The sequence below is a fragment of the Erwinia papayae genome, from assembly GCF_058241465.1.
On the sequence record NZ_JBZCHT010000009.1, the window covers coordinates 258,636 to 277,382 of the forward strand.

Annotated in this window: 17 protein-coding genes, 1 tRNA gene and 1 pseudogene; 6 read left to right on the forward strand and 13 right to left on the reverse strand. The window is 49.7% G+C overall.

All coding sequences use genetic code 11. The features are described from left to right. Positions 1-52: 52 nt before the first annotated feature. The 3 genes and pseudogenes from AC3RPL_RS06030 to AC3RPL_RS06040 all read right to left on the reverse strand — a co-directional run bounded on the left by AC3RPL_RS06030 (position 53) and on the right by AC3RPL_RS06040 (position 2,322). Positions 53-256, reverse strand: coding sequence for a hypothetical protein (locus tag AC3RPL_RS06030; protein ID WP_490740641.1), 204 nt, complete (start codon positions 254-256; stop codon positions 53-55). Between the two features lie 301 nt (positions 257-557). Further along, positions 558-1,325, reverse strand: coding sequence for a glycosyltransferase family 25 protein (locus AC3RPL_RS06035; RefSeq protein WP_490739303.1), 768 nt, complete (start codon positions 1,323-1,325; stop codon positions 558-560). 513 nt (positions 1,326-1,838) lie between these two features. Then, positions 1,839-2,322 (reverse strand): annotated as a pseudogene (locus AC3RPL_RS06040) (STM2901 family protein). Positions 2,323-2,514: 192 nt separating this feature from the next. On the opposite strand from AC3RPL_RS06040, the gene tssD reads away from it, so the two are divergent. Together tssD and AC3RPL_RS06050 are read left to right on the forward strand one after the other, a co-directional pair. After that, complete coding sequence (tssD, locus tag AC3RPL_RS06045) at positions 2,515-3,006, forward strand: type VI secretion system tube protein TssD (RefSeq protein ID WP_490740642.1); 492 nt, start codon at positions 2,515-2,517, stop codon at positions 3,004-3,006. A gap of 369 nt (positions 3,007-3,375) precedes the next feature. Next, positions 3,376-3,816, forward strand: a complete 441-nt coding sequence (locus tag AC3RPL_RS06050) for a Shiga toxin A subunit (protein ID WP_490739304.1) — start codon at positions 3,376-3,378, stop codon at positions 3,814-3,816. A 242-nt stretch (positions 3,817-4,058) separates the two neighbouring features. Here AC3RPL_RS06050 and AC3RPL_RS06055 read toward each other — a convergent pair. The 3 genes from AC3RPL_RS06055 to AC3RPL_RS06065 form a co-directional block, all read right to left on the reverse strand. Then, a tRNA-Pro gene (locus AC3RPL_RS06055) sits at positions 4,059-4,135 on the reverse strand. Positions 4,136-4,228: 93 nt separating this feature from the next. Further along, the gene (gene yejM / locus AC3RPL_RS06060; protein WP_490739305.1) at positions 4,229-5,980 is read right to left on the reverse strand and encodes an LPS biosynthesis-modulating metalloenzyme YejM; all 1,752 of its coding nucleotides are present in this window, start codon (positions 5,978-5,980) and stop codon (positions 4,229-4,231) included. 21 nt (positions 5,981-6,001) lie between these two features. After that, a complete protein-coding gene (locus tag AC3RPL_RS06065) occupies positions 6,002-6,229 on the reverse strand; it encodes a YejL family protein (RefSeq protein ID WP_034937973.1) in 228 nt (75 codons plus the stop codon). Positions 6,230-6,390: 161 nt separating this feature from the next. On the opposite strand from AC3RPL_RS06065, the gene yejK reads away from it, so the two are divergent. Then, positions 6,391-7,395, forward strand: coding sequence for a nucleoid-associated protein YejK (yejK, locus tag AC3RPL_RS06070; protein ID WP_490739306.1), 1,005 nt, complete (start codon positions 6,391-6,393; stop codon positions 7,393-7,395). Between the two features lie 52 nt (positions 7,396-7,447). On the opposite strand, the gene rplY is transcribed toward yejK, so the two are convergent. Together rplY and radD are read right to left on the reverse strand one after the other, a co-directional pair. Beyond that, positions 7,448-7,732 (reverse strand): 50S ribosomal protein L25, encoded by a 285-nt coding sequence (gene rplY / locus AC3RPL_RS06075; protein ID WP_034937970.1) that lies wholly within the window; start codon positions 7,730-7,732, stop codon positions 7,448-7,450. 151 nt (positions 7,733-7,883) lie between these two features. Further along, complete coding sequence (radD, locus tag AC3RPL_RS06080) at positions 7,884-9,638, reverse strand: DNA repair helicase RadD (protein ID WP_490739307.1); 1,755 nt, start codon at positions 9,636-9,638, stop codon at positions 7,884-7,886. Positions 9,639-9,845: 207 nt separating this feature from the next. Between radD and rsuA the strand changes: the two genes are divergently transcribed. From rsuA to AC3RPL_RS06095, 3 genes are all read left to right on the forward strand, one after another. Then, on the forward strand, positions 9,846-10,568 hold the full coding sequence (gene rsuA / locus AC3RPL_RS06085) for a 16S rRNA pseudouridine(516) synthase RsuA (protein ID WP_490739308.1): 723 nt from the start codon (positions 9,846-9,848) through the stop codon (positions 10,566-10,568). Positions 10,569-10,579: 11 nt separating this feature from the next. Beyond that, positions 10,580-11,779 (forward strand): Bcr/CflA family multidrug efflux MFS transporter, encoded by a 1,200-nt coding sequence (locus tag AC3RPL_RS06090; protein ID WP_490739309.1) that lies wholly within the window; start codon positions 10,580-10,582, stop codon positions 11,777-11,779. 273 nt (positions 11,780-12,052) lie between these two features. After that, a complete protein-coding gene (locus AC3RPL_RS06095; RefSeq protein ID WP_367167775.1) occupies positions 12,053-12,394 on the forward strand; it encodes a YejG family protein in 342 nt (113 codons plus the stop codon). A gap of 23 nt (positions 12,395-12,417) precedes the next feature. On the opposite strand, the gene yejF is transcribed toward AC3RPL_RS06095, so the two are convergent. The 5 genes from yejF to mepS all read right to left on the reverse strand — a co-directional run bounded on the left by yejF (position 12,418) and on the right by mepS (position 18,731). Then, a complete protein-coding gene (gene yejF, locus AC3RPL_RS06100; RefSeq protein ID WP_490739310.1) occupies positions 12,418-14,001 on the reverse strand; it encodes a microcin C ABC transporter ATP-binding protein YejF in 1,584 nt (527 codons plus the stop codon). Between the two features lies 1 nt (position 14,002). After that, a complete protein-coding gene (locus tag AC3RPL_RS06105; protein ID WP_490739311.1) occupies positions 14,003-15,028 on the reverse strand; it encodes a microcin C ABC transporter permease in 1,026 nt (341 codons plus the stop codon). Next, positions 15,028-16,113: a microcin C ABC transporter permease YejB gene (locus AC3RPL_RS06110; RefSeq protein WP_490739312.1), complete on the reverse strand. Its 1,086-nt coding sequence runs from the start codon at positions 16,111-16,113 to the stop codon at positions 15,028-15,030. The genes AC3RPL_RS06105 and AC3RPL_RS06110 overlap by 1 nt, the downstream gene beginning before the upstream one ends. 10 nt (positions 16,114-16,123) lie before the next feature. Then, a complete protein-coding gene (locus tag AC3RPL_RS06115; protein WP_490739313.1) occupies positions 16,124-17,932 on the reverse strand; it encodes an extracellular solute-binding protein in 1,809 nt (602 codons plus the stop codon). 223 nt (positions 17,933-18,155) lie between these two features. After that, positions 18,156-18,731, reverse strand: coding sequence for a bifunctional murein DD-endopeptidase/murein LD-carboxypeptidase (gene mepS / locus AC3RPL_RS06120; protein ID WP_490739314.1), 576 nt, complete (start codon positions 18,729-18,731; stop codon positions 18,156-18,158). Positions 18,732-18,747: the final 16 nt, after the last annotated feature.

Consider the following 18,747-nt stretch of genomic DNA (forward strand, 5'->3'; position numbering starts at 1 on the left):
CTGGTCTCGCGATGATTTAAGCAGATTTGAAAGTTGATGGCAAAGAGCAAAATTATTCGTTGGGCGGGATACTGAACCCCTTGAGTGAAATAACAAAATGGTTATTTTTTCGGAAGATTTTTGCTCCACGATCGCACCAGTGGCTGGCAAGCCGGAAAAAGTCATCACTGTTGATATCACAGGCAAGTTCAACTCTTCTGATACCAGAATTGAGCATTTCTTCAGCATCTCTACAATTTTTTGCCTTAACAATAATCATTTTCAATGGCCTGTGTGATAAAGGGGGCTTCTCTTCACGCTCTGGCTAAAGTCTGGCAAAAGGATGTGACATTTTTATTAAGGCTCAGCAAATTAAGCGTGATGACAGCCGCCTTCAGTGCTAATCATAAGGACACTCCTCGTATTGTTCATCATCAGTCTTTGAATTATGGCTGAAGTGGTTGAAAAGCAATCCTGTTAAACAAAACAGCGTAACAAAAATAAGAAAATAAAATATCATGATCAACTAAGGCCCGATGCTGAAGTATCGCGTAAATCTCTCTGCAACAGAGTTATTTTTATTGCTGTTGAATTATCCTGTTAACAGAATTAATTTTTCCTATTCTGTTTATAATGACATTGCGAAAACGTTTCAATTGATAAATTTTTTGCATTTTTTTGATCCTGTGACGATAGGCACTTCTTTTATCTCTGTTGCTTTTCCTTTCTGCTTCAAGGCTTGATTTTTCATGTAATGATGCCGACGTATTAATGATGCTTTTTTCACAGCACCATACTTTAAGGCCAATAGATTCACGAAAATCAGTCCAGCGGTCTGCTTCAAACTTGACAGGTAAATTACATTCTATGATTTTTCTTGCAGCAATATTGTTAATAATATAGGCGTGTCCGCCGCTACCATAGGAAAGACGATAATAAAATTTGCCTGGGCTGGTTTTTTTTCTGATATATCTGTTAACCGCGTCGGCCTGTGATAAAAGGAAAATTTCCGCCTTTTTAGTACTGATTATGGTACTGATTGTTGTCAGATTGGGAATTAACTCCTCGTTCAGCACTGCGTCATCTTCAAGAATCAGAGCATAATCAAGGTTGCTGGCCAGGATAGATGAGTAGATGTGCAGATGACTGAGTGCACAACCTATTTCGCCTTTCGACAGATGGCATTTGTAATATTCCCAGGTGACTGAGTTTAAGATCTCTTCGGGAAGATCATTTCCATCTATGGCATTGATTATCTTATAATTAAGTCCGTATTTTTCACACTGTGAACTGATGCTGATCTTTCTTTTTTCATGTCGTTTTAAATTGATCACAAATGTTTGCATAGCTGACGATTCCTTTCGAATGAGAGTGAAATCCGGTTCACGATTGCCGGGCTTACCCGATACCGACAGTGATCCTGCACTGTCTGGCAAGACAATCAATCTTATCACTTCTTTTCAGCAGGAATAAATGCTAATCACTGCATGGCGCTGTTGATTCGTAGAGAAGAACAGGCTGTCGAGTCAGATAAAGGATAAATTCATTATAATGGTTTTTAATAAACCGCCGTTAAACGCTATAAATATATTTTTATTTTCAGAAAATAGTCATTATTGCTGCCAGGCGGCGAAAGAGACACTTCATTTTTCACGATTTTTTTCATTCTTAATAACATCGTAATTAATGCGTGTTAAGAAATTAACGTTTTTTTGATAGAAACTGATATCTGAAATCCATGAGCCGGATGTCAGGGAGTTTCCTGATAAAAGAATGACATTCCGCACCAGAAAGCCCTGATGTTATTACAGGAGTATATTTATGTCTGTTGATATACATCAGCGTAAAAAGTCTGGGTATCAGTAAAGCCATGTCATCTGGCATAATCTGTCCTTAGCTCGCGCTATCATATTGTAGTCACGAATTGTCCGGTAAATAATTTCTGAAACATCAGCAGCAAGGATTATTATACTCAGCAGGGGAACAGACCATTCCAAAGAATGGAGCTATATTGTGAACCATTACCTTTCTTGCTGTCTATGGTGTGTGTCTCCCAGGCCATGTAGGTAGTGATATTCCAAATGGAAATTTAGCTTTTTTGAATACGGCTCTCGCGGCTCGGGAAGTACGAGATGTCCCTTTAGTTGCATCTGCACATTTTCCTCTTGTGGGAAGTGTGTTTCTTCCTGAAACGATGGCTGCGACAGCGCCAAAATCAGCCACACCCAAACCAAACTGTTCAACAGTCCTCTCACAAAAAATCATAAAGAGAAGTTCAGAAGCAGTGAGATTAGTCCTGAGGGCGTAAAAGTAGGTTTCATCGAGTTGCTCTACGGTATCCATATAGTCCCTCAGCGTGTAGAGAGTCAGAGCAATAACCATACAATCATCAGGTAGTCATTTTACAAACTCAGTTTTGTCCCGTACTGTAATTTCAATCCTTCTCAAAGACAGGATTAAATTGACATTAATCAAATCACCGGATTTTTTCAGGTGTAAATTCAACACATTTATTGATTGAAATGGAATTTCAGCATAGCTATACCAGTTTATCTATGGCTCACCGATGACGCAGGAAACCAGGTAAAAGGCCCGGTCGATATAAACGGGCGAGAAGGAAGCATAGAAGTTGTCGAACTAATGCACGCAGTAGAGCTACCGACAGATGACCGCACCGGTAAGATCACTGCTAAACATGTTCATGGTGATTACGCGATAGTCAAAGAAACAGACAGTTCATCCCCCTATTTGTATCAGGGTGTCACTGCTGGCAAACGTTACCAGAAAGCCGAATTAAAATTCTACAGAATCAACGACAGCGGCCGGGAAATCGAGTATTTTCGGACCACATTGGAAAATGTTCGCGTTAACGAAATGGAACCAATCATGCTGGATATAAAAAATCCGGCTTTTAATAAACATAATCATCTTGAGGCACTCTATCTCAGTTACGAAAAAATCACCTGGCATTATATCGACGGAAATATTATTCACTCTGACTCATGGAATGAAAGGAGCGTTGCTTAATGGGATGGGTTTATAAAGTCAGCTCTAAAAGTTTTTATCTCAATGGAACCTTTCAGTTTTCAGCAAAATATTCAGGAAGACCGGGTTATAAAAACGATAGCGCAAAGAATGTGTAAGAGGAAAAGGTCCGATTCCGCGCGGAAGTTACACTATCGGCCCGCCTTTTTATCACCATAAAACTCGTGCATGGACTATGAGGTTAATACCGTCAACCACATAACCATATGTGTGGTCGTGATGGTTTCATGATCCACGGCGACAGTTCTGCACATCCAGGCGAAGCTTCTGATGGCTGTATCATTGTTGATTTGACCGGACGAAAAGCAATAGCAGCAAGTGGAGATCACTCGTTAGAGGTGGAGTAGCGTCATGAACAAAATATGGTTACTTTTACTCACTGCCGTTCCTGTGCTGGCGTGGTCTGGTGACAATGTTGATGCAGGCTGCGCAAAAGTGGGGGCGTCTATGTATATCGACCTCACCAATGCCGTTGTGCGCGATCAACATATTGATGCCGCGTTATTGCAAGATAAACACGCTACTGTAGATGTGCTGGAGATCACTCCGGTTTCGGAAGTGTTTGCAGAGCAAATGGCTGCAACTGATGTTGCTTCCCAGACCGGGACCATGCTCAGGAAAGAAGATTTTTTCGAGAGTTACTACACCAATGGAGTAAAGATCATCACCGCGAAATACACCTTTATTAATGCTAAAGGCCAACGTGATGTATTTATCGCATCCAGCTTACTGAATAACGATGAATGCTCAGTACGTTTCAACGGGTATTTGGCGCTATCCCGTGAGTTCTGATAGCAAAGCTGGCGAATTTTCGTTGCGAGCCTTGCCAGTAAACATCATAACTTATTGCCAGCAGCAGCTTCTCCATCTGATTATTCTATTGTTGGAGAGGATACAACTCAGCATCTGGCTAAAATTTCCTTCTGTAAACGGTCAATCCCGATAACGTCAGGCAACAAAAAACCGCAAACTCAATGAGGATGCGGTTCTAAGTGGGGTTTCCATCAGTAAGCGGTACTAACAGAATATGTATTTGGTCGGCACGAGAGGATTTGAACCTCCGACCCCTGACACCCCATGACAGTGCGCTACCAGGCTGCGCTACGTGCCGACACAGGCTGCTAATACTACTGAAATCCGTGATGATTGCAAGCACCTAACATGTTGACTGCTATGAAATTAAGCAATTCCTCTATGTTTTATCTTAGTTCGCGATAAAACGCTTTTCTTCCGTCAGCACCTGTAACAGCAGCGCTAACTGTGGCTTATGATCTTTCAGACGATGGCCTTCGCTGTCCCAAGCGGTGTAATTACCATTATTGTCCAGCACCAGCGTGACCTCAGGAGTGGTGATAACCAGCTGACGATTGTTGCTACTGGCAACCCAGTCATTGCGACGACGAGCGGCAAACAAATCCTCTCCCTGTGAATAGTCATAGCCCGGATTGCTTACATGGAGCAGGCGTTGCATCAGGGTAGCCATAACATCCAGGTGGTCGCTCAGCTTATTAATCTGCTGTGCAGGGGTTCCAGGCCAGTGGACCACCAGCGGCACACGGAGATTCGCACGATTTCCCATGCTGGTGTTGCTGTCCAGTGCCGTACCGTGTTGTGCGGTAATGACCACTACCGTGTTATCCAGTAATCCCTTGTTTTGCAGGCTGGCAAGCACGCTCTGAATCTGCTTATCCACATCAACCATATTCCGCTGATAATGGCGGAGATACTTTTCTGGCGTGTTGTCAGATTCATTTTTCCCTGAGAGGGAAAGATAGGAGAACCACGGCGATTTACTGTTTTTTTGTCCTTCAAGCCAGCTTTGCCACTGGGCGACAGTTTGCTCATCAGACTGACTTCTGGATGGCGGTAATGAGTAGTCAGCAAGAAGCGCCTGGCGGTAAAGTGGCGACGCAAACCCATCAGAAGCGAAAAGCCCGAACTGATATCCCTGCCTGCTTAACGCATCCATTAATGCAGAAGGCATCCTGGCCGACAGCACACCATCCATATAAGCGGGGGAGATACCATAAAACAGGCCAAACAAACCGCTGTCAGGCGTACTGCCTGCGCTGTAATGCTGCATAAAACTGACATTCTGACTGGCAAATTGCGCCAGCCCCGGCAGGTATTTCGGCAGCGTTGCTGCGTTGAGGCCTTCCACCGTTACTACCAGCAAATTACTGCGGGTTCCACCATCGCGAAAGGTAATGTTATTAAGCGGATAAGCGACAGATAGCGCTTCAGGATCACCCTGTTCAACCAGCCTGCGTTGATACTCCTGCTCATCCAGCAAACCATGTTTTTCAAGGAAGCGGCGTGCAGTCATCGGGTAGGAGAGCGGCAGATTAGAGCGTTGCATGGTAATTGGGCGGTAAAAGTTTGCATCGGCCCAGATATACATCACATGGCTGGTACAAAACGCCACAATAAACAGCACGGCCAACGGTTTACCGAAACGGCGACGGTTCAGACTTCGTAACTTTTGCCAGCTCCAGGTAGCAAACAACATTTCTACCAGAAAAATGGCCGGAACGCTGATGAACATCAGTTGCCAGTCGCGGGCCTGCTCACTCTGATCGGGGTTGATAACCAGTTCCCACACCACCGGGTTAAGATGCAGGTGGAAACGGTTAAAAACGGCACTGTCAACAAGGATGAGCGTCAGGCCGGCGGTAGCAACTATCGCTGACAAAAAACGCAGCAATCGCTGGGACATCACCACAAAGGTGAGCGGAAAAATGATCAGTAAATAGGCCGCGAAAACAATAAAACTGAAATGCCCAATCCAGCTGGTGAAAGCATAGATTCGCCCCGCCAGCGAGGCGGGCCAGTCGGAAACAAACAGATAGCGGCTACCCAAAATGAAGGCAAAAAGAATGTTAAAGAGGGCGAACCAATGCCCCCAGCCAATCATCTGAGATACTTTTTCACGGTAGCGCTGCTGATTTGTTACCATAACCGATTCAAAATTATTACGTTAATGGGCTTCATCTTCACTTACTGAAGCTTGCAGGGCATCAGCAAATGAACGTGCCAGCGTACGTCTCTGAGCGGGGGATACGCTGGTGTTAATTAAATTGGTAACCATATTTCCAAGAACCATCAGGGAAAGATCGGTTGGCGCTTTATCTTTTTCAAGAATATTGACCATGTCCGCGAGAAGTTTTTCCACGCGCTGATCGCTGTATCGGGATTGTTGTGGCATAGCAGTCGAATTTGCTGAGTATTAAAGGGCGTTATCCTACCGTAGATGTGCAATTTTTTCTGCACTTTTATCGCAAGACATTGGTTAATGTTGTTGTCGGTTGATTGCTGTGACGGCGAATGATTGAATACGCGCCTGAGTCACATTAAGGAGAGTTTACCATGAGTCTGGATATCGACCAGATTGCCCTGCATCAGATGATCAAGCGCGATGAACAGACGCTGGAGCTGGTACTGCGCGAGTCATTGTTACCTGCGAACGGCCCGGTAACGGCAATGATGGAAGAGCTGCACCGCGTCTACAGTGCCAAAAGTAAGGCATATGGCCTGTTCAATGAAGACAGCGAGCTGGCTGAAGCATTGCGCAATTGCCGGAAAGGTCAGGATGATTTTCTGGCGTTCAGTCGGGCGGCTACCGGACGGCTACGTGATGAACTTGCCAAATATCCGTTCGCTGATGGCGGTATTGTGCTGTTCGGTCATTATCGTTATCTGGCGGTGGAATACCTGCTGGTTGCGGTGCTCAACAGCCAGAGCAGTATGCGCGTCAACGAAGAGCTTGATATCAGCAGCACCCATTATCTCGACCTCCATCATGCCGATATCGTTGCCCGTATCGATCTGACCGAGTGGGAAACGAATCCGGAATCCACCCGCTATCTGACCTTTTTACGTGGACGGGTAGGCCGAAAAGTGGCTGATTTTTTCATGGACTTTCTCGGGGCCAGCGTCGGGCTGGATACCAAAGCGCAAAACCGTGGATTATTGCAGGCCGTCGATGATTACTGCGATCAGGCCAGTCTGGATAAAAACGAACGTCTGAACTATCGACAACAGGTTTACAGCTACTGTAATGAACAATTACAGGCAGGTGAAGAGATCGAACTGGAAGAGTTGTCGGGGGAGCTGGCCCCACTGGGAGAGAAAACCTTCCAGACTTTCACACAGGAGCAGGGCTACGAACTGGAAGAACGTTTCCCGGCTGACCGGGGCACATTACGCCAGCTGACTAAATTTGCCGGCAGCGGCGGCGGTCTTACCCTCAATTTTGACGCTATGCTGTTGGGTGAGCGCATTTTCTGGGATGCAGCAACCGATACGCTGACAATTAAAGGCACACCCCCTAACCTGCGGGATCAGCTACAGCGCCGCAGCAGTGGTGGCTGAGCGCAAAAAAAACGCCGCATAACGCGGCGTTTTTTATGTTCCGGACGGGCTGTTAAGCGCGAACGAAGTCGATATGGTGCAGTTTTGGCTTGAACGGATGACGCTGTACAGCCTGCACTTTTACTTTAGTCTCTTTACCATTGACAACCAGAGTCAGGACTTCGCTGTAGAACTCAGGCTTGGCCTGCATGTTCATCACCGAGTCGTGGTCCAGTTCGATGGCAACAGCTGCATCTTTACCGCCATAAATGATGGCCGGGAATTTATTAGCTGTACGCAGGCGGCGGCTCGCACCCTTACCCTGCTCTTTACGTTCTTCTGCATTGATAGTGAACATTGTTCAGTCTCTTTAAGTAAGTATCCTGTCACAGGCAACCCAGCAACAGGTTAGTGGTTCAGCTTCTGCGGTTGCAAAAGCGGGGCGCATTATAGCCTTACTCCGGGAAACGGGCAACGGCTATGTCGGTGTTTCTGTCTGCCAGTCGATGTCAGAAAAGTTCGTTGGCACGGCGATAGCGTCCCTGATAGTCGAAGACTTTTTCACGGATCTGCCAGTAGTGACGCTGTTTTCGGGCGACGACAAAGTCGGGATGGCGCAACAGGGGCAGCAGGGCAACAAGATCCGCCGCATTTTTCCAGCTCATCGCCAGGCCCGGCGCACGCTGATGTGGACGCAGGAAAATATGCTCAAAGGCTTTGCGCTGAGCGGGGGTATTCAGGCGAAATCGCTCACTGACTTCCGTTGCATCCTCGTCATAATAACGTGCCTTCAGCCACTCGCCTTTCTCATCAACGCCGCATTCAAGAACCATTGCTGCACAGCGTAAAACCAGCGCATCCTTTAGTTTCAGCGCGGCTTTCAGCATGTCATCCGGGTCAACCAGTACCACTTCGCACTGGTGGCAACGGCGGGCGGCAATATCGTTTTCAGCGTGACAGTGTGGACAGCTTTTAAAGCGGAAGCGGAAATCGCATTGCTGGCGTTCACCTTCATCATCTTCCAGTATCCCCTGACAGCGACGGCCAAAGTGTTCAATTATCGTGCCGTCTTTGGTGGTTCTGCCCCAGAACGTGTTGGCAAAGCCGCAGGCCGGGCAAAATACCTGCACCGGCTGGTTATCACTTGTACCTTTTGGCGTGCCGACTTCCGGGGTAAAGATATCATGCGGGTTGCCGGCGTAATCCAGAATCAGGCAGTCGTGCTTACCAGGACAAAGCCGCAATCCGCGGCCGACGATTTGCTGATAAAGGCTCACCGACTCGGTGGGGCGCAGAATGGCAATCAGATCAACATGCGGCGCATCAAAACCGGTGGTCAGCACGGCCACGTTGACCAGATAGCGTAGCTGACGGGATTTAAACGCGGTAATCAGTGCATCGCGCTCACTGGCCGGGGTAGCTGCGGTAATTAATGCATTATCATCGGGCAGCAGACGCGCCACTTCTGCTGCGTGTTCAACAGTGGCGGCAAAAATCATCACCCCGTGGCGGTCCTGAGCAAACTCAACAATCTGTCGGATAATATGCGGCGTGATACGCTGTTGCTGGTGCAGTTCACGGTTAAGATCTGCCTCGCTGAACAGACCATTTTCTTTCGCAGTCAGACGACTGAAATCGTACTGCACTACCGGCATATCAAGTCTCTCTGGTGGCACCAGAAATCCATGTTTAATCATGTAACGCAGCGGCAGTTCATATATACAGTCGCGAAAGAGGGCGCGCTCATCGCCCCGGACCATACCGTGATAGTGAAACTGATAAATCCAGCCCTTGCCAAGACGAAAAGGGGTGGCGGTCAGACCGAGCAGGCGCAATTTCGTATTACGCAGGCGAAGGTGGCTGATAATTTGCTGATACTGACTGTCATCAGCATCGCTGATGCGGTGGCATTCATCGACAATCAGTAACGTAAACTCGCTGTCAAACAGTGACAGGTTGCGTGCCACGGACTGTACGCTGCCAAACACCACTTTGCTGTGACTGTCGCGGCGCTGTAATCCGGCGGCAAAAATATCGGCTTTCAGGCCATAAGACTCATACTTGCTGTGATTCTGTGCGACCAGCTCTTTGACATGGGCCAGCACTAACACGCGCCCACGCGCCAGTCTCGCCAGCTCTGCAATCACCAGACTTTTCCCGGCCCCGGTGGGCAGAACAATCACCGCCGGATGGCTGGAGCGGCGGAAATGGCTGAGAGTGGCATCAACCGCTTCCTGCTGATAAGGGCGCAGTGTAAACGACATTAATTTTCAGAAGTTCCGCGAACAAAGCCGCATTATGTCACGAAAGCAACGATGATGCGTGCCCAACTCTGGGCCTCGAAGCGAACTCCCGATATACTGGCGGCCGAAATTGCAGGTTTTATATCATCACCAACCCGCCCTTTCTTCATCCGTACCCTGACAAGGGACGCCAGTTTCGTTTTCATTCAAACAGGCAGTACAGATTTAATGCGACTTGATAAATTTTTATCTCAGCAACTGGAAATCAGTCGGGCGATTGCAGGGCGTGAAATACGCGCCCGGAAAATCACCGTAGATGGCGAAGTCGTCAGGGACAGCGCCTTCAGGCTAAGCCCGGAAAACCAGGTGGAATATGACGGCACCTTGTTACAACTGCAACTGGGACCGCGCTACTTTATGTTGAATAAGCCACAGGGCTATGTCTGTTCAACTGATGATCCCGACCATCCGACCGTGCTCTATTTTCTTGCAGAAGCCGCCGCATACAAACTTCATGCGGCAGGCAGGCTGGATATTGATACCACCGGACTGGTACTGATGACCGATGATGGTCAGTGGTCGCACCGTATCACCTCCCCACGTCATCATTGTGAAAAGACCTATCTGGTTACCCTGGAATCACCGGTTGCCGATGATACGGCAGAAAAATTTGCTGCCGGCGTACAACTTCATAATGAGAAAGAACTGACCAGACCGGCCATGCTGGAGAGGGTCAGCGACCGTCAGGTGCGCCTGACCATCAGCGAAGGCCGTTATCATCAGGTCAAACGGATGTTTGCTGCCGTTGGTAATCATGTCGTGGCTTTGCACCGGGAGCGCATCGGGGCGATTGAGCTGGATCCGGAACTGCAACCTGTTGAGTATCGTGCGCTGAGTGAGGAAGAGATCGCCAGCGTCGGTGTCGTGACGGGTAAAGCGAAAAACAAATGAAGGGTGAAAAAGTGCGTAAGGAAACGAACTCATCGCTGGGCCTGGTGGTTATTCTTGGTTTGCTGGCGATGTTAATGCCGTTGTCGATTGATATGTACCTGCCTGCATTGCCGCAGATTGCCAGGGAGTTTGGCGTACCGGCGGGTAGCGTACAGATGACGCTTAACATCTATATTCTGGGTTTTGCGCTTGGTCAGCTGGTCTATGGCCCGCTGGCTGACAGCTTTGGACGTAAGCCGGTGATCACCGTCGGTACATTAGTTTTTGCCGTGGCGGCGGCGGCTTGTGCAATGGCGCAGACCATCGATCAGTTGATTTTTATGCGCCTGTTACATGGCCTGTCAGCCGCAGCCGGTAGCGTGGTGATCAGTGCTCTGATGCGCGATTGTTACTCGAAGGAAGAGTTTTCGCGCATGATGTCTTTTGTGATGCTGGTGACGACTATCGCGCCGCTGCTGGCACCGATTGTTGGTGGCTGGCTGCTGTTGCTGTCGAGCTGGCATGCTATTTTCTGGAGCATCTCTGTCGCCGCGCTGGTGACCACGGTGATGGTGGTAACACAGATCAAAGAGACGTTACCGGTGGACAGACGCCAGAAATTTCAACTGCGCGTCACTCTCATTAATTTCCTTTCGCTGGTTCGCCACAAGCGCGTGTTCAGTTATATGCTGGCCAGCGGCTTCTCTTTTGCCGGTATGTTCTCTTTTCTTAATGCCGGGCCTTTTGTCTACATTGAGCTGAACCACATCTCACCACAGAACTTTGGTTACTATTTTGCGCTCAACGTGGTGTTTCTGTTCCTGATGACCCTGATCAACAGCCGATCGGTGCGCCGTTTTGGTCCGGTTGCGATGTCCTGTTTTGGTCTGCTGTTGCAGTTGACCATGGCGGTATGGCTGGTCGTGGTGAGTATGCTGAATCTGGGGTTTCTGCCACTGGTCTTTGGCGTGGCGATGTATATTGGCTGTGTTTCGATGGTTTCCTCAAACGCGATGGCAGTGATCCTTGAGGAATTTCCGCATATGGCGGGCACGGCATCGTCGCTGGCGGGAACCCTGCGCTTTGGGGTGGGGGCGCTGACAGGGGCATTGCTCTCCACCCTGACGTTCAGCAGCGCATGGCCGATGGTCGGCTCTATCTTCGTCTGTGCCTCGTTCTCCGTAATCTTATTCATCTATGCCAGCAGGCCACATCAAGGCTCCCCACGGTAGCCTGCTGATTGAGCGGCGACAAAAGTGTCGCTGCTCAATCTGTCATTATTTTAAATGTTGCTATAATGTGAAAGTAACATTGCAGAAATATACCTTTGTGCAACAAAATGATTGTTATCACGTTGCTAACGCGGTAAATATAATGTTAAAACGAGAGTCAGCTCTCAAAAATCAGTGCTGAAGCGAATGCTGAATGCTGCGGCATCTGTCTGACCATATGATCTGAAGCCAGCCTGTCTGCCTGAAATCCCGGCGCGGCCTAGGGGAGTGTGGATGAATACATTACAACATTCAGTGGTACACCGTTTGCCACAATCCTATCGCTGGGGCGGCGGAGCCGTGGGAGGCAGGGTAGAGCCGCTGTTATATAACAATCTTGCCACTGACGACGATTTGGTTGGCCTGACTCTGCTCAGCCATCAGGGCGCTCAGGCGTGGGAAGTGATGCAGATGATCAAGGATGCTCTGTTGGAAATCCAGCTTGATTGTTCTGTGGTGGAATGGGAGGGTGAACCCTGTCTGTTTGTTGCCCGGCATCATGAATGCGCTGCCACCTGCCGTTTAAAAAACTTTGGTGTTGGCATCGCTGAACCCTTCAGACATGCCTCTGCCTGAACCCTTATCAGGCAGAGCGTTATTTATTCCAGAGTCAATAATTGTTGTGTATAAGCCTGCCCGGGCGAGTTGAAAATGTGCCCGCATTCGCCCTGTTCAATCACTTCTCCCTGCCTCAGTACGGCCACCTGATGGCAAAGCGAACGTACAACCTGCAAATCATGACTGATAAAAATATAGGCCAGCCGGTGATCGTGCTGAAGTTTTTTCAGCAGGGACAAAATTTGTTTTTGTACCGAGCGATCAAGGGAAGAGGTGGGTTCATCAAGAATAATCAGCTGGGGTTGCAGGATCACGGCTCTGGCGATAGCCACACGCTGGCGTTGACCACCTGAAAACTCTGTCGGATAGCGATGGCGGGTTTCCGGGTCCAACCCCACTTCCTGCATCACCGCGATCACCTTCGCCTCACGTTGGGCGGCGGTCAGTTCAGGATGATGGACCAGTAAACCCTCTGCGATAATCTGCAATACCGTCAGCCGGGGATTCATTGACGAGTTGGGATCCTGAAATACCACCTGCATCTGACGTCGTAACGGCAACATCCTGCGGCGATCGCAGTGATGTAGCGGCACCCCGGCAAACCAGATCTCTCCCTGTGAAGGAATCAGCCGTAACAAAGCCATCCCGGTGGTGCTTTTCCCCGATCCTGATTCACCTACCAGCCCCAGGCTTTCCCCCGGACGCAGCTGGAAGCTGAGTGATTTCAGCGCGTGGTGGTAGCCGGTTGTACGCCGCATCAGACCCTGTCTGATCGGAAAAGAGACCGTCAGTTGATCCACGCGGAGCAAAGGAGGAGCCTGATTATCCGCAGACTCAGGGCGGCCTTCAGGCTCGGCATCCAACAGTGCACGGGTGTAAGCGTGTTGCGGAGCACTGAACAGTTGCTCCCGGCTGTTGCTTTCCACTGCCTGACCATTGCGCATAACGGTGACGTTATCCGCCAGCCGACGCACAATATTCAGGTTGTGCGTGATAAACAGCAATCCCATATTCATCTCCTGCTTCAGCTCTTTCAGCAAAATCAGGATCTGGGCCTGCACCGTCACATCCAGGGCGGTCGTCGGTTCGTCTGCAATCAGCAGTTCAGGCTGGGTCAGCAGCGCCATGGCAATCATTACGCGCTGACGCTCACCACCGGAAAGCTGATGAGGAAAGGCATTCAGTCGTTTGCTGGCCTGACGTATTCCCACCCGGTCAAGACAGCTGAGCATTTCAGCCCGGGCTGCTTCTTTACGCATTCCCCGATGCAGGGACAGCACTTCATATAACTGTTTTTCAATGCTGTGCAGGGGATTTAACGAAACCATTGGCTCCTGAAAAATCATCGCCATGCGGTTGCCGCGCAGTCCCCGCAGCGTCTGCTTATCCGCCTTCAGCACATCCTGTTCGGCGAAGAGGATTTCGCCCTGTGGATAGATAACGGGCGGGGAAGGCAGCAGGCGCATCACCGACAAGGCGGTAACGCTTTTTCCCGAGCCTGATTCGCCGACCAGCGCCAGTGTTTCACCGGTAGCAACGGAGAGAGAAAGGTTATCAACCACCGTGCGGGTCAGCTCTCCCTGACGGAAGGCGATGCTTAAATCTTTAATACTCAGTAACGACATTTCAATGCACCTTACTGGGATCGAAGGCGTCCCGAACCGCCTCACCGATAAAAATTAACAGCGACAGCAGGATCGCCAGCGTCAGGAATGCCGTTATCCCCAGCCAGGGAGCCTGAAGATTATTTTTACCCTGCAATAACAACTCACCTAATGACGGCGAGCCGATTGGCAGACCGAATCCCAGGAAGTCGAGCGAGGTCAGGGTGGTGATTGAGCCACAGAGAATAAACGGCAGATAGGCCAGGGTGGCAACCATCGCATTGGGCAGCATATGCCGTGAGATGATCTTGCGGTCGCTGACCCCCAGGGCCTGTGCGGCGCGAATATAGTCAAAGTTGCGGGTACGCAGAAATTCGGCCCTCACCACGCCGACCAGTTGCATCCAGCCGAACAGCACGGTGATAGCCAGCAGCCACCAGAATCCCGGCTGGATGACGCTGGAGAGCAGGATAATCAGAAACAGCGTTGGCATCCCGGACCAGACTTCAATAAACCGCTGACCCCAAAGATCAATACGGCCACCGTAATAGCCCTGGCAGGCCCCCACCACCACGCCAATGATGCTGGAAATCAGCGTCAGCATCATTCCGAACAGCAGCGAAATTCGCGTGCCATACAGTAATCTTGCCAGCACATCCCCGCCGTTAGCATCGGTTCCCAACCAGTTATGTACAGAGGGCGGAGCAGGGAAGGGCACGGTGGAAGCAAAGTTGATGCTGCCATCACCAAAGCGAATGGGCGCCCAAATTGCCCAGCCCTGTCGATCGATGCGTGATTTTAACCACGGGTCCTGGTAATCGGCCGCGCTGGCCAGTGGACCGCCGAAGTCGGTCTCGCTGTAATTCACCAGCAGCGGCAAAAAAGTATGTCCCTGATAACGCACCAGCAGGGGTTTATCATTCGCCAGCAGTTCTGAACCGAGGCACAGAATAAATATGACGACAAAAATCCACAGTGACCAGTAGCCCCGACGGTTCTGGCGGAATCGCGCCCAGCGGGCCTGATTAACAGGGCTTAATCGACTCATCAGCGTGCCTCAAAATCAATGCGCGGATCGACCAGCGTGTAGGTGATATCGCTGAGGATGTTCAGCAGCAGGCCAATCAGCGTGAAAATATATAAAGTGCCAAACATCACCGGATAATCACGCTGGATGGTTGCATCGTAGCCCAGCAGGCCCAGCCCGTTCAGCGAAAACATCACTTCAATCAACAGAGAACCGGTGAAGAACATACTGATAAAGGTGGCCGGGAAACCGGCAATAACCAACAGCATGGCGTTGCGGAACACATGGCGATAGAGGATTTTTTTTTCGTCCAGACCTTTGGCGCGGGCGGTGACCACATACTGTTTGCGAATTTCATCGAGGAATGAATTTTTCGTCAGCATCGTCAGTGTGGCAAAACCGCCGATCACCGTAGCGGCAACGGGGAGGGTGATATGCCATAAATAGTCAGTGATTTTGCTGTACCACGGCAGGGCATCAAACTGGGCTGACACCAGGCCGCGCAGCGGAAACCAGTCGAGGTAACTACCACCGGCAAACAACACAATCAACAGCGTGGCAAACAAAAATGACGGTATGGCGTAACCGACAATGATAAGGGTGCTGCTCCAGACATCAAAAGCGCTGCCATTACGTACGGCTTTTTTTATACCCAGTGGAATCGACACCAGATAGATAATCAGCGTACTCCACAGACCAAGAGTAATGGAAACCGGCAGACTGTTTTTGATTAGTTGAATAACCGAACTGCTGCGAAACAGGCTGTCTCCAAAATCAAAACGCACATAGTTCCACAGCATGGTGAAATAGCGTTGGTAAAGCGGCTTATCAAAGCCATAGCGTTTGGTGATCTCAGCCACCACTTCCGGATCCAGACCGCGTGAGCCACGATACTGGCTGTCTCCGGGGTTCATGGCATTGCGTCCCTGAACCTTTGGCGCGCCCGCTGAACCCGGCATACCGGTGGTCTGGCCGAATTCGATTTTCGCCAGTGCCTGATCGACCGGACCGCCAGGGGCGATTTGTACAATAAAAAAGTTGATGGTGATAATTGCCCACAGCGTGGGAATAATCAGTAACAGTCTGCGTAGCAGGTAATTGCCCAAACTCTGCTCCTTATCGACGTTGGGCCGGCAACTGTGCGGCTTTGTTGACATCGTACCACCAGCTGTCGAAACCCAGTGACCAGGTCGGACGTGTTTCTGGCATTGAGAATTTGTTCCACCAGGCATAGCGGTCGCTGGCGTTGTACCACATTGGGATCATGTAATAATTCCACAGCAGAACCCGATCCAGTGCGCGCCCGAGCGGCAGCAGCGCAGCTTTGTCACCCTGATGCTGATTAATTTGCTTAATCAGGTTATCCACCACCGGGTTAGAAACATGCGGGCGGTTATAGCTGGAATTGATATAGGCGCTGGCCCAGTAAATCTGTAATCCACTGTCCGGGAACGGCATCGCCGGATAGGGCGATGCCAGCATATCGAAGTCGCCCTTGCGCAGGCGCGCCAGATACTGCGAGCTGTCAACCTGACGAATATTCAGTTTGATGCCGATTCTCGCAAGGTTGTGCTGGAACGGTAATATCCACTGATCGTTACCGTCGTTTCGCGTCAGTAACTCGAAACTGAAGCTGGCCCCGGTATTGACATTGACCAGGCGTTGATTTTTCAGCTGCCAGCCCGCCTGCTTCAGTAAATCCAGTGCTTTCAGAAGGTTACTACGGTTATAGCCACTGCCGTCTGTGTGGGAGGGTTGAAAAATCTTTGAAAATACCTCATCCGGGATTTTGCCTTTAAACGGTGCCAGAATTTCAAGCTCTTTGGCATCAGGATAATGTCGGGCAGCATATTCCGTATTCTGGAAATAACTGTTGGTGCGTTGATAAGAGCCATAAAACAGGGCTTTATTCATCCACTCAAAGTCAAATACCAGTGAAATGGCCTCACGAACCCGTCTGTCACTGAACAAAGGCTTTGGCACGTTAAACGCCAGCCAGTTAGTCGCGGTTGCAACCCGGTTTGGCTGCTCATCTTTCACGATAAAATGCTGGCTGAAGTTCTTTCCCTGATACTGAGTCGCCCATTTTTTAGCCGAGCCTTCATTGCGAAAATCAAACGCACCCGCCTTGAACGCTTCAAAAGCGACATTGTCATCCAGATAGTAGTCATAGCGCAGCGTATCGAAGTTATGCAGTCCCCGGTTCACCGGCAGGTCTGCCGCCCAGTAATCCGGCACGCGTGAATAGGTGACGGATTGACCGACTTTATAGCTGGTGATCCGGTAAGGCCCGCTGGAGAGTGGAGGCGTTGGCAGCGGCTCGCTCAGTTTATGGTCTTTCCAGAATTTTTCCGGGAACACCGGCAGGCTCAGCAGCGACAGCATCTTATCGCGGTCGCTCTCCGGAAGTTCAAAACGTACGGTAAGCCGGGAAATGGCTTTGGCGGTGGTGCCTTTAAATACCACCCGAAACTGCGGTACGCCTTCGTTCATAAACTTATTAAAGGTGAAGGCGACATCATCGGCGATTATTGGCGTGCCATCCTGAAAACGCGCCTGAGGTTTCAGTGTGACCTCAACCCAGCGGTAATTATCGGGATAACGCGCAAATTCGGCAATCAGGGGATAATAGCTGCCTGCTTCATCATCAGGGCTGACGAAAAGTGTGTCGTAAAGGGTATCAGAGCCAGCGGCCGGATTGCCTCGCGAAGCGAAACGATTGAAGTTGTCATAGGTGCCGAGGGCTGAGAGGGTGACGCTACCTCCTTTGGGGGCCGCCGGATTAACATAATCATAATGGCTGAAGTCTGTGGCATATTTCGGTTCGCCAAGCTGGGCAAAGGCGTAACTTTCATTGATTTTTTCAGCCAGCACGGCTGGTGCGGTAAGACTGAAGGCTATCAAAGCAAACCAGCGCAAGATCATTGTGTTATTCAACTCCAGAAACAAAACCCGAGGCGGGCACAAGCGTAACAGCAGGATGATGGCTGTGGCAATGCGCTAAATCAGCTGTTTACCGGGGATACGGTGAAATGAGGTGATTAACGAACGATTATGGCAAATGGCAAAGCTTGAGGTAGCAGGCAAAAAAAACGCTGCCGTGGCAGCGTTTACTCTCATTTCGTTTCGCAGACCCAGGGAAGGGCAATCAGCTTTGCGAGCGGCTTAGTACCCGGCGCGCATCGCGATAACGATTTTTCCAGTAGGCTTCATTCAGGTTAGAAATCATCACACCATTGCTGGTGGAGGCATGAACGAAATTGTCATTACCCAGATAGATCCCAACATGACGTCCCGTTGAACCTGCCCAGAATAAGACAAGGTCTCCCGGACGGAGTTTGGCTCGCTGAATACTCTTTCCGCTGTCTTCCTGTTCATAGGTAGAGCGGGGAAGATCCAGACCAAACTGCTCACGAAATGTGGTCTGCACAAATGCTGAGCAATCAATGCCGCGTTTGCTGGTACCGCCAAGGCGATAACGAACGCCTTTCCAGTCGGAATACTGTTCCATCAGACGGGATTTAATATCCACATTCTGCACCAACTGTTCGAATTCATCCTGAGACGCTTGCAGTAAAAAACCATTCTTGTCTTTAACTGCATGAGTATCAGTTTGTGCATTATTGCCGGTATTCGTCGAGCTACAAGCTGAAAGCAACGTTGCCAGAGCAACTGCGGGTATCACCCGCCAAATATATCTCAGAATCGGTTGAGACTTGACCATTATGAATGTGATCCCT